The sequence below is a fragment of the Chitinophaga sp. ARDCPP14 genome, assembly GCF_051362515.1.
GTDB lineage: Bacteria > Bacteroidota > Bacteroidia > Chitinophagales > Chitinophagaceae > Chitinophaga.
Map to the genome: position 1 here is coordinate 238,058 of NZ_JBKIXB010000006.1, position 12,285 is coordinate 250,342.

7 protein-coding genes are annotated in these 12,285 nt (G+C 48.2%); 6 read left to right on the plus strand and 1 reads right to left on the minus strand.

Features of this window, described 5'->3' with window-relative positions; genetic code table 11:
- The first annotated feature begins 46 nt into the window (after positions 1–46).
- Together ACLHR0_RS18355 and ACLHR0_RS18360 are read left to right on the plus strand one after the other, a co-directional pair.
- Positions 47–3,373: a TonB-dependent receptor gene (locus ACLHR0_RS18355; protein ID WP_436488497.1), complete on the plus strand. Its 3,327-nt coding sequence runs from the start codon at positions 47–49 to the stop codon at positions 3,371–3,373.
- An 11-nt stretch (positions 3,374–3,384) separates the two neighbouring features.
- On the plus strand, positions 3,385–5,085 hold the full coding sequence (locus ACLHR0_RS18360; protein ID WP_436488499.1) for a RagB/SusD family nutrient uptake outer membrane protein: 1,701 nt from the start codon (positions 3,385–3,387) through the stop codon (positions 5,083–5,085).
- Between the two features lie 60 nt (positions 5,086–5,145).
- On the opposite strand, the gene ACLHR0_RS18365 is transcribed toward ACLHR0_RS18360, so the two are convergent.
- Positions 5,146–6,072 (minus strand): helix-turn-helix transcriptional regulator, encoded by a 927-nt coding sequence (locus tag ACLHR0_RS18365; protein ID WP_436488501.1) that lies wholly within the window; start codon positions 6,070–6,072, stop codon positions 5,146–5,148.
- A gap of 93 nt (positions 6,073–6,165) precedes the next feature.
- Here ACLHR0_RS18365 and ACLHR0_RS18370 point away from each other — a divergent pair, with 93 nt between their 5' ends.
- The 4 genes from ACLHR0_RS18370 to ACLHR0_RS18385 all read left to right on the plus strand — a co-directional run bounded on the left by ACLHR0_RS18370 (position 6,166) and on the right by ACLHR0_RS18385 (position 12,275).
- On the plus strand, positions 6,166–7,050 hold the full coding sequence (locus tag ACLHR0_RS18370; protein ID WP_436488503.1) for an SDR family oxidoreductase: 885 nt from the start codon (positions 6,166–6,168) through the stop codon (positions 7,048–7,050).
- 297 nt (positions 7,051–7,347) lie between these two features.
- Positions 7,348–7,902, plus strand: a complete 555-nt coding sequence (locus tag ACLHR0_RS18375; protein WP_370911667.1) for an RNA polymerase sigma-70 factor — start codon at positions 7,348–7,350, stop codon at positions 7,900–7,902.
- A 95-nt stretch (positions 7,903–7,997) separates the two neighbouring features.
- On the plus strand, positions 7,998–8,939 hold the full coding sequence (locus tag ACLHR0_RS18380) for a FecR family protein (RefSeq protein WP_436488504.1): 942 nt from the start codon (positions 7,998–8,000) through the stop codon (positions 8,937–8,939).
- Positions 8,940–8,969: 30 nt separating this feature from the next.
- Complete coding sequence (locus ACLHR0_RS18385) at positions 8,970–12,275, plus strand: TonB-dependent receptor (RefSeq protein ID WP_436488506.1); 3,306 nt, start codon at positions 8,970–8,972, stop codon at positions 12,273–12,275.
- The last annotated feature ends 10 nt before the right edge of the window (positions 12,276–12,285 follow it).

The window sequence follows — 12,285 nt, forward strand, 5'->3', positions numbered from 1 at the left end:
GAGAGTACTCCACGTATGAATTATTTAAACTCAACCAGAAGATAGTATGGAACTGTTTACCATTGTCCACTCCCACGGGAGCAGGAGCCGTATGCCGGCTAAACAACGAACATGGCGGGTATTTAAATTTACCGCCTGGCTGCTGCTGGCAGCCTCACTTACCGCCAGCGCTCAAACCGTAAAGCTCTCCGTGAGTAAAATGCCGCTGGATAAAGTATTTGATCTTATCAGCAAGCAAACCGGCTACCAGTTTATCTGCGATGAAAAACTGCTGGAAGATGCGCCGCCGCTCAGCGTGAATATCGCCAACAAATCGCTGGAAGAAGCCCTGAAGATCTGCCTGAAAGATCTTCCGCTTACCTACACGATTAAATACGGCACCGTCGTTATCAAAAAAAACACACCGCCCGGCGGAACGCTTTCCCCACAGGACGGCAGCTCACCGGCAAAAACCATTACCGGCATCGTTACGGATAGCGCCGGTGTAGGCTTACCTGGCGTAACAGTAGGCATCAAAGGCACTACAAAAGGCGTGCTCACAGATGAAAACGGAAAGTTTTCACTGCCCAATGTAACAGACCAGGACGTACTGAGTATTTCCAGCATCGGGTATCTCACAAAACAACAACCTGTTAAGGGGGAGAAGTTTTTTCGTATACCGCTGTCCGTTACCCCCGCAGCATTAACGGAAGTGGTGGTAGTAGGATATAGTACCCAGAAAAAAATAAACCTCACGGGAGCCGTAGCCACGGTGTCCGGCGAGGTGCTGGCCGCGCGGCCGGTAGGACAAACCGCCGCAGGGTTGCAAGGTACCATGCCCGGCGTTACTATCACGCAAGGCAACGGTAAACCCGGTGGCGATGGCGGTACGGTGCGCGTGCGCGGCTGGGGTACCCTGAAAAACCCCGATCCGCTGGTGCTCATCGATGGCGTGGAAGGCTCTATCAACAACATCGATCCTAATGTGATCGCCTCCGTCAGTGTGTTGAAAGATGCGGCATCGGCAGCTATATATGGTTCGCGTGCGGCCAACGGCGTAATACTCGTAACCACCAAGAGAGGCAAAAGCAATAAGCTGTCCATTAACTACAACAACTACGTTGGCTGGCAGAAACCTACCAATCTGCCTGCACTCACCAACGCGCTGGATTATATGCTGCTGGCGAATGAAGCGTATAAAAATTCGGGCCGCTCTCCGTTGTACTCCGATGCACTGCTGGAAAAATACCGGCGGCAGGGAAACGGCAGCTCCGATTCACTGCCCAATACCGACTGGCAGAAGGCCGTGTTAACCGGTTCCGGTTTTCAACAGAGCCATTTCCTGACAGTGAACGGTGGTACCGATAAAGTAAAGATGCTGGTGTCCTTGGGGTATTTTGATCAGAAAGGATTGATGGATAACAACGAATTTAAACGCCTTACCATCCGCAGTAATACCGATATCATTTTTTCGAAGAAGTTAAACATGCAGTTTGACCTGCAGTATATCAGCCCGGTAACCACCGAGCCGGCAACAGGCGCCGATGTGATCTTTGCCTATATGAATAATATTTCCCCCAACCAGCTGGCTGTAAACGCCAACGGTACCCGCGGGGAAGGATGGGTAGGCATTAACCCGGCGGCAGCCGCCAGCGAAGGGGGCCTGAACCGCGTAAGCGCGCCCTGGGGCAGTCTTAACACGTCCATTAACTACCAGCCGGTAGAATGGCTTACTGCTTCCTTTAATATCGCCCCCAAATACGTGCAAACCTATACGAACAAGTTTAATAAAGTAGTGCAAACGTATCATCCTGATGGCACTCCCAGCTATAAGTTTCCACCGGTAAGCACCCTGGACGTTTCCAGTCAGCGGCAGTTTTATAACAACATGCGCGGTACCCTCACGTTCCAGAAAAAATACGGCGTACACGACCTGAAAGTATTGGGCGGTGTGGAACAAAACAGCTACCGCCAGGACAGATTCACCGCGTACCGCGACAACTACGTTTTACCCGACTATCCCATACTGAATGCCGGAGCGGCTACCAATATGAATAACGGCGGCGCCGGCGAAGAGTGGGCGCTGCGTTCCTTTTTCGGCAGGATCAACTATAACTACAAAGAAAAGTACCTGCTTGAAGTCAATACCCGCTACGACGGATCTTCCCGTTTTGCAGAAGGCCGCAAATGGGGGGTATTCCCTTCCGCCTCAGCCGGATGGCGTATTTCAGAAGAAGCATTTATGGCATCGCTCAAACCGGTGGTGAATGAATTAAAGCTCCGCGCATCGTGGGGCCGGCTGGGTAACCAGAACATAGGAACCTACCCGTCTGCCACCGTAGTGAACCTCAGCTCCTATACAATGGGCGGACAAATCATAGGCGCCGCCGCCCTGGATTCTCTCGCGAACAAAAATATCACCTGGGAAAGTACCGAGATGAGCGATATAGGATTTGATGTAACCTTGTTTTCCCATCTCTCCATAACAGGAGATTATTATGTCAGCAAAACAAAAGATATCCTGCTGTTGCTCAATATACCACTGATCACGGGGCTGACAGCACCTTACCAGAACGCAGGAAAAGTAAGCAACAAAGGCTGGGAGCTTGGCATCAACTATGATGGCAGGATCCGCGACTTTAAATACAACATCGGTGTGAACGTATCCGATGTGAAAAATAAAGTAGTGGATATGCACGGTATTAACCAATCGGCTGTAACCGTGAGCAGGGAAGGTTACCCGGTGAACTCAATTTTCGGGTTAGAGGCAGAGGGATTTTTCCAGAATGCCGATGATGTAGCCAAACATGCCACACAATTCGGTACCGTTGCGCCAGGCGATATCAAATATAAAGATCAGAATGGCGATGGCATCATCAATGAAAGTGATAAGGTAATTATTGGCAACACCATTCCCCGCTATACTTATGGCGTTAGTTTAAACGCATCGTGGAAAGGCTTTGACCTCAGCGCATTTCTGCAGGGCGTAGGTAAAGTAGACGGCCTGATTTACGGCGCCGGTATCATGCCTTTTTATGTAAGCTCTGTAGGCGGTACCGCGCAGGAACGCTTCAAAGATTACTGGACGCCCGAGCATAAAGATGCCGCCTTTCCGCGGCTGGTATTTGGCGGCACCAACAACCAGCAGATCTCCAGTTTCTGGATGAAGAGCGCCGCTTATCTGCGCCTGAAAAACTTACAACTGGGATATACGCTGCCGGCCAACCTGGTGAAATCCATGCGGATCAACAGCCTGCGGGTGTTTGTAAATGGTTCCAACCTGTTTACGTCCAGTAAGTTCTGGCCGGGCTATGATGTGGAAACAGCTGTGGGCGTGGCCGACAACTATGCCATTGTAAAGGTCTACAGTTTTGGTGTTAATGTAAATTTCTAAAAACCGAAATCATGAGGAAGCGTTTTACCTGTTGGATGATTGTGGCTGTTACCCTGCTGGGGATACAGGCCTGTAATAAAGATTACCTGGATAAAGATCCTTTAACCGGCCCTTCCGACGCCGCTTATTTCAATAACCAGGACGAACTGCTGCTGGCAGTGAACGGACTGTATAAAGGGCTGAATAAGCCTATGGACAAAGCCTCCGACCCGGCCCAGCTGGATGGGTTTCCCTCAGTGCTCCTGTTTGATGCCATCAGTGATATTGGCTATGAGCGGAACAACAGCGACCTGCAAAAAATAGGGCTGGGTAACCACGATGCCAACAATACCTTTACACAAGGCATCTGGACGGATTACTACAAGGTGATAGGACGGTGTAATTATATACTGGATAATGCGGAAAGAGTACGGGCCGTGACTGATCCCTTGCTGTACCAGCGCAGTATGGGCGAAACCCGTTTTGTAAGGGCATTTATGTACCAACAGCTGCTGTCGATGTTTGGCGGGGTGCCGTTGGTAACGCATACCCTTTCATTGGAAAACTCGCAGGTGCCACGCAGCGAGAAAGCAGCCATACTTAAATTCGTGTTCGATGAGCTGGACAGTGCGGCAGCATTACTGCCGGTTACCTATCCGGCTACCGATAATGGCCGTGCTACCAAAGGCGCAGCGCTCACTATAAAAGCAAGGGCGGCGCTGTATAACGAACAATGGAAAACTGCTGCTGATGCCGCCAAAGCAGTGATGGATCTAAACGTGTACAAGCTGGATGACAGCTACCCGCGGTTATTTAGCTATGATGGAAAAAATTCGCCGGAAGTGATCCTGTCCCTGCAGTATCAGTTGCCGGTTATCAACTGGGTAGGACCGTACCCGCTCCTGTGCAGGAATGCCGGCGGTGCTTCCAATAAAATTCCTTCACAGTCGCTGGTCGACAGCTATGAGTGTACCGACGGACTAACCATTGATCAATCACCGTTGTTCAACCCGCAGAAGCCTTTTGAACACCGCGATCCGCGGCTTGGCTTCACGATTGCACTCCCGGGATCCATCTTTTTTAATTACCAGTTTGAAACGCATAAGGACAGTCTCACGTGCTGGAACTATAATACCAACCCGGCTACCCGGATCGTAAACCAGGATGCCGTTAACGCTTACGCTTCTTTCAGTGGTTATTGCTGGCGTAAGTATGTGGATTTGAAAGATAAAGACAACACGCGCCAGTCGACCATGAGCGTGATCCTCGCACGGTATGCGGAAATACTGCTCATGTATGCGGAGGCAAAAATAGAAGCCAATGAGCTGGATGCCACCGTATACCAGGCGATTAACGCGGTAAGGAAACGGCCGGGAGTAAACATGCCGGACATTCCCGCCGGCAGCACACAGGAAGCGCTTCGTTCTGCAGTAAGGAAAGAGCGGATGCACGAATTGTCGATGGAAGGATTCCGTTTGTTTGATATCCGCCGCTGGAAGATTGCCGATAAAGTGATGAAAGGGCCATTTTATGGCCGTGTGCCGAGAGGCTGGCTTGCTGCCGCCCCGAAGATAGATGCCAATGGGATCGCCGATTACAGTGCAGTGCCCAATAAAAGCGAAATGAGGGTGATAGAAGTGCGCACCTTTAATGCTGCACGGGATTACCTGTGGCCGATCCCTTATATAGAAACACAAACAGATCCGTTGATCGTACAAAATCCCGGTTATTAATTCCGGGAGATAAATATCTGGTCACCCATGCTGCTGCCCGTTGTGTTTACAGCGGGCAGCTTAGTTTTTAAGATCTTTCGGAAGCAGGCCGAATTTCTTCCGGAAGGCAGCTGTGAAGTGCTGGGGATATTTATAGCCCATCCTGTCGGCCACCTCGTTTACATACATTTTTTCCTCCAGCAGCAATCGCCTGGCTTCCTGCATTTTCAATCCTGAGATGTAGCCAAATACGGTGGTGTTAAACAGGGCTTTAAAGCCGTTTTTCAGCTTCATCTGGTTAATACCGGCAGTGCGGGCCAGTTCCAGTATGGAAAGTGGTTGCTCATAGTGCTGATCGATGTAGTATTTAATGCTGTGAAGCCGCTCTGTATCGCCGGGTGTTAATCCTGCGGGAGCGGGCGATGGCTGGTCCAGTTGCAGCACCTGCATCAGGAATAATTCCGTGGCTTTGGTTTCCAGGTAGGTAGCCTTTAGCGCGCCGCTGTATGGGCTATGTTGCATATCGTTGATGACGCTGTGCATGGCCGGCAGCATTTGTGCGGTAAATTCCGGCGCAGGTATATTAAAAGTGTTGTACCGGCGGAAACGTTCCATAAAACGGCTTTCTTCCGTGAAAATATGATCAAAGAAATCATCCGTAACGATCAGTTCAAAGAAGGAGCGTATTTTATTATTGGTGGGAGGAATGAACAGATCGTGCGACTCCGGTGATTCGCGGTATACCACGAACTGTTTTTCGCGGATGGCGTGTGTGCTGGCGGCGCCGGCATCCTGTATCCTGAAGTGTGATACAATGGCCTTTTTGTCCGGATGAAAAGACATCACTTTGGCGTCGTGGTTGATGTAGCTTCCCCAGCGTAGATCTACGCCGTTAAAAGTGATCTCTTCCAGTTGAATGCGAAACCCGGAGGCATCTCCAATACTCAGCTGTTTTTCCTGCACGGGAGGTTTATCTGCGCTATGGGTTACCTGGCATCTGCGGATCATAATACTTCTTTTTGCGTTGATGAGAGTTCCTTCTGCGTTATCAGCCGGAATTTACGGGCGGTAACTTTGGGTCTGCTAAATTAAATCATTAAAATGGAAAACACACCGTACCGCACCGTGTTTGGTGCAACAGGAAAAATAGGCAGGGCATTGCTCGGTTTCTTATCAGAGGCGCAGCTGCCCACTATTGCAGTAACCCGCGACCTGGGCAGGGCTGAAAGCCTGCCTTTTGTAGAATGGGTGGCCGCGGATATGAGCCGGCCGGAAACGCTTCCTGCCACCATGAAAAACAGTGTGGCGGTTTTTCTGGTATCTGGCATGGGGGCCAGCTTCATAGCGGAACAACACAATGTAATCACCGCGGCGAAGGCTGCCGGGGTGAAAAGCTTTGTAAAATTATCCTCTGCGGCAGCCGGTAAAAGCTGGCCTGCACACATTGCGCCATCGGCCATCGGGCAGTCGCACAGGCAAGTGGAAGACTTGCTGAAAGCCTCCGGCCTGGACTGGACCATCCTGCAGCCGACTGGTTTTATGCAGAACTGGCTGGGCGAGTTTTCAAAACGGGTAAAAGAAGAGCGCAGTATTTATGAAGCTACCGGCGATGGCGGGCGGGCATACATCGACCTGCGGGATATTGCGGAAGTGGCATTTACCGTGCTCAAAGACCCGGCAAAACATGCCGGGCAAACGTATATCCTCACCGGCGACGAAGTCCTTAATTACTGGCAGCTCGCCGATATCATAGGAACGGTGATCCATCAGAAAGTGACCTATGTGCCGCTCACCCTGGAGGAAGCCCGGGAACGGATGGAAAAGACGGGCATGCCGCAGTGGACCATTCAAACCCTGATAACGTATGCTGAAGTACAGCGGAATGGCGACGCCACTTATGTGAGCAATGATGTGCAGCAGGTGTTGGGCAAGCCGGCGCGTACCGCCGCCGCTTTTATAGCAGACTATATAGAATGGTTCAAATAAATGCCCGTTAAAGGATACCGTTTACATTTTTTATCCCCATTCCCCGGAAGGCATTCCTTCCGGGGAATGTATTTCGTGTAAAAATGACAATTAATATAAAATAACAATTGAACAGTGGTTTGTTTCCCGTAAACCCTTATCCATCAAATCTTCTATAATAATTAAAAAAAATCCGGAAAAAAAATAACGGGTCAATAGTTATTAATTGTATATTAGACAATTAATAATTCTCACGTTCCGAAGGAACAGAAGGCCGTAGGTAAAGAGAGGTTTCACGTTTATGTTAATTTTCCACTTATGAATAGTGTGCATCTTCAACAATATGCAGACGATATTCTTTTAAATTTGCTGAAAGAGGATAGCAAGGAAGCCTTTGATGTGATCTATATGCGTTATTGGGAACGGCTGTACTTTTATCTGGTAAAGGCAATCAAGGATACCGCGGAGGCGGAAGATATCCTGCAGGAAGTATTTGTGTCCCTGTGGAAACGCCGCAGTAACCTGCACAATGTAGAATCACTGTATACCTATCTTCATTCCTGTGTACGATATGGCGGCTTCCGGTACATCCGCCAGGAAATCAAAAGAAACCACTTCCGTAAATCCTGGGGCATACTCTTCGCGGAGGCCGACGACCTTTTTGAACGGCAACTGGCCGCCAATGAGCTTTCCCTGCTGGTAAACCGTGAAATAGATAAGCTGCCCCTGAAAATGCGGGAAGTATTTCTCCTCAGCAGAACAGAAGATCTCTCTCATAAAGAAATTGCACATAAGCTGAATATCTCCGATAAAACAGTAAAGAAACAGATCAGCAATGCATTGAAATACCTGCACCTCAAACTGAATGTATAATTTTTTCAACTTTTTTTTAAGTCATCTACTACCATCCCTTCTTTTTATACACTTCTATATTAACCACGTGTTCCATACAAAGAAAAACAGCCGTTATGAATGAAACTGACTTTAACACGCTGCTGGAACTTTACCTGGAAGGGAAATGCACGCCGGAACAAAAAGAGTGGATGGAGCAGTGGTTCGACCGCCTTTCAGAAGAAGGAAGCGGGGAGGAGTTGCCTGCAGATAAAGAATTGGTAATGCAGCGGCTGAAAGAACGCATCGACAGACAAATCAAAAGACAAAATTTTTTTAAGCTCCCGGTATTGCTGCGTGTAGCCGCTTCTGTTATTGTTATTTTATCATTGGGCACATGGGCATACCTGCATTATCACAACACAGGCACCGTTGCAGCACAGTATGTTACAAGATCCACCGCCAGGGGGCAACAGCTGAAAATACCGCTTCCGGATGGGTCAATAGTAACATTGAATGCAGGCTCCGGTATCCGTTACCCGGAAAACTTCCGGGAGAACAGAACGGTAACGCTGCTGGAAGGAGAAGCTTGTTTTGACGTAACAACTGATCCTATGCATCCCTTTACTGTTTCAAGTGCAGGCGTACAAACAGAAGTACTGGGCACCGCATTCAATGTACAGGCATACAAAGCATTGGGAGAGGTAACAGTTACGGTTATACGTGGTAAGGTAGCAGTGGAAACATCTTCGCAGGAAGCGCCTTTGATGGTGCTGCCGGATGAACAGGCTATCATCCATACTGCCAACGGGTCACCACAGAAAAGGAAAGTGGACGCGGCGGCCACCACCGGGTGGCTCACAGGGAAATTAATCTTCCGTAATGAAACTTTGCAGCACGTGGCCATCCTGCTGGAGAATATTTATGATGTCAAAATAGTTTTTAAAGATGAAGCTACGAAGGGAATACGTTTTACAGCAAATTTCAGTTCCACCGATTCATTGGAAAAAATTCTTTTCGCTATTGCTAAAGCCAACAAACTTAACTGGTCAGCCCGGAATAAAGTAGTACAATTCTAAATCTTTTCTTAACCAAAATTCTCACTCGTTATGAAGCAATTCATTTGGTGTCATCTCTATGCCATCCGGAAAACGATGCGCACCGGCTGTAGCATATTCCTGCTCATTTCACTGGGCACACAACTTTTGTTTGCAGGCGCCTTAACAGGGCAAACAGCCAGGGAGATAAAAATAGATGTGCAGCTGGAGAACCGCTCCCTGCATGATATCCTGACAGAGATAGAAAAGAAAAGCGGGCTTTCATTTGTGTATAATGATAAACTGGTAGCGGAATACAGGCAGTTGTCCGTATCTGCAAACAGGCAACCGCTCTCTGTTGTACTGGACAAAGTACTGAAGAATACGAAGCTTAGTTACCTGCAGAAAGATAACCTGATCATTATCGTGGAAAAAGAAACTCCGCACCAGGAAATCATCAATGATATACCCATTCAGCAAATAACGATACAGGGAAAGGTAACCGATGATAAGAATGAGGCACTGCCCGGTGTAAGCGTGAAAGTGAAGAACGGGCAAACAGGCACTTCTACAGATGTGGACGGAAAATACCGCATCGCTGTGGACCCCGGCGCCGTACTGGTGTTTTCCTATGTGGGCTACCAGGATGAAGAAGCGCAGGTGGGCAACAGGACTTTGATAAATGTAGTTATGCAGGGATCGATAGCAAGTCTCCGCGAAGCCGTGGTTATTGGTTATGGCACACAGCGCAGGGGCGATGTAACCAGCGCCATCGCCACCGTGAAGGCGGCCAACTTCGTGAAAGGCCCGGTACTGGATGCGGGACAGCTGTTGCAGGGAAAAGTAGCAGGTTTAACCATCGCTACACCCAGCGGCAACCCCACTGATGGGTCACAAATATTACTGCGCGGTAACACCACCTTATTCGGCGCTAACGCCAATCCCCTCGTTATCGTTGATGGTATCCCCGGCGATCTGAAAACAGTAGCGCCTGAAGATATTGAATCGGTGGATGTGCTGAAAGATGGTTCCTCTGCAGCCATCTATGGCGTAAGAGGATCCAATGGCGTTATCATCATCACCACAAAAAGAGCCAAAGGCACCATCGCTAACGCCGTGGACTACAGCGGCTATGCTACCACGCAAATGATTTCCAAAAAACTGGATATGCTCACGGCACAGGATTACCGCGACCAGATTAAAGCCGGCACCAGGCTGGCTTCATGGGATGCAGGCGGCTCTACCGACTGGCTGAAAGAAGCCACCCGTACGCCGTTTTCACAGGTACATAACCTCACCATCCGCGGCGGAAACGCTACCACCAACTACCTTGCATCCGCCAACTACCGCGCGTTACAGGGTATCTTTAAAAAGAGTGATAACAATACTTTCTCCGGCAGGATCGATGTAAACCACAGTATGCTGGATGATAAACTGAAACTGAATATCGGCATCCTGAACCAAACCAATAATTACAACCGTAATAATAATGGTGATAACAGCTTCAACGGATGGATTTACCGCCAAACAGTCATCAGGAATCCTACCGAACCGGTGCGTAAAGAAAACGGCGACTTCTATGAACAAACCGGCAACTTTGATTATGAAAATCCAATGGCCTTATTATATGAAAGCGACGGGGAAGCCAAGAATGTAAATTCGCGCATGAATGCTACGCTTACCTACCGCCCCATTAATAATTTGAAGCTGTCGGCCTTATTCTCCTACGCGCGTTTTAACTCCAACAAAGGTTATGCAGAAACGAAGAAGCATATCTCCAATATCAAAAGCGGCGTGAATGGCTTTGCATCGGTGGCTTCGGATTTATCTATCGATCGCCTTACAGAATGGACGGCCGAGTATTCCCGGTCATTCAATGCGCATCACTTTACATTATTAGGCGGATATGGCTACCAGGAGAATGAGTCTTCCGGTAACTATGCCGATAACCAGGATTTCCCGACTGATCTTTTTGGGTATAATAATATTGGTTTGGGAGAAGGCATCAAGAACCAGCTGGCGAATATCAGCAGTTATAAAAGAGAAACAAACCTGATCAGTTTTTTTGGACGACTGAACTATAGCTACGAAGACCGTTACCTGCTGATGGCCAGCCTGAGAAGGGAAGGAGCCAGCCAGTTGTTTGGTGCTAAGAACCCCTGGGGTAATTTCTGGGCAGCATCCGGTGGCTGGAGAATTTCAAATGAAAACTTTATGAAACAGCAACGGCTGTTTGACGACCTGAAACTGCGTGTTGGATATGGTATTACCGGTAACCCGCCATTGGATGGGTTTTTAAGCCAGCCATTAATTGGCTATGGCGACTATGTATATACCAACGGCAAATGGTCGCGCATCCTGGTGCCTTCTACCAATGCGAATCCGTTTATCCGCTGGGAAGAGAAAGCAGAAGCTAATATAGGATTAGACTTTAGTATGCTGAAAGGCCGCATCAGCGGTAATGTGGATGTATATAACCGGCGGATCAAAGGATTGCTGTATAATTATGAAGTACCCAGTCCGCCTAATCTTTACCGCACCACTACTGCGAACGTAGGTAAAATGGAAAACAAAGGCATTGAGGTAATGCTAAACTTTATCCCGGTGAAAGCAAAGGACTTTACGTGGAATACAAGCGTCAACTTTTCTACCAATAGCAATAAATTAATCAGCCTCTCCAACGAATTATACCAGACCACTACGCCTTACTTCACCACTGGTGCGGCGGGGATTCCCATCCAGACATTTACCAACATTGTAACCATCGGCAAAGGTATCGGCGATTTTTACGGATATAAAGTGATTGATGTGGATGATAACGGTAAATGGATATACGAAGGAAGAGACGGTAAACCGGTCGCCTATGATAATTTTGCCCATGCTTTTGAGGACAAAAAAGTAATCGGTAATGGTTTGCCGAAATATTATGCCGGCTGGAATAATAATTTCTCCTACAAACAATTTGATCTCAGTATCACTATGCGCGGCGCTTTCGGGTACCAGATCATTAATTCGCAAAGGATGTATATGGAGAATCCATCTATACAAAATTATAATATCCTGAAATCGGCTTATGATCCTGTTTTTGGAAAGAAAGTACTGAATGTAAATGCACTGGAATTCAACAGCTATTATGTGGAAAACGGCGATTTCTGGAAGATAGATAACATTACATTGGGCTACACTTTGTCACAGGTGAAAAGCAAGTATCTCAAAGGTGCGCGTTTCTATGTTTCCTCGCTGAATACTTTCGTTATCACAAAGTACAAGGGCCTGGACCCTGAAGTAAACAGGTTGGGACTGAACCCCGGTATGGACGACCGCGACAAATACCCGTCTACCCGTTCCTTTACCGTTGGTGTGAACCTGAATTTCTAATCTTCCAAAA

Coding starts and splice junctions, on each gene's coding strand:
- ACLHR0_RS18355 (WP_436488497.1), top strand. CDS start 47: ATGGAACTGTTTACCATTGTCCACTCCCACGGGAGCAGGAGCCGTATG.
- ACLHR0_RS18360 (WP_436488499.1), top strand. CDS start 3,385: ATGAGGAAGCGTTTTACCTGTTGGATGATTGTGGCTGTTACCCTGCTG.
- ACLHR0_RS18365 (WP_436488501.1), bottom strand. CDS start 6,072: ATGATCCGCAGATGCCAGGTAACCCATAGCGCAGATAAACCTCCCGTG.
- ACLHR0_RS18370 (WP_436488503.1), top strand. CDS start 6,166: ATGGAAAACACACCGTACCGCACCGTGTTTGGTGCAACAGGAAAAATA.
- ACLHR0_RS18375 (WP_370911667.1), top strand. CDS start 7,348: ATGAATAGTGTGCATCTTCAACAATATGCAGACGATATTCTTTTAAAT.
- ACLHR0_RS18380 (WP_436488504.1), top strand. CDS start 7,998: ATGAATGAAACTGACTTTAACACGCTGCTGGAACTTTACCTGGAAGGG.
- ACLHR0_RS18385 (WP_436488506.1), top strand. CDS start 8,970: ATGAAGCAATTCATTTGGTGTCATCTCTATGCCATCCGGAAAACGATG.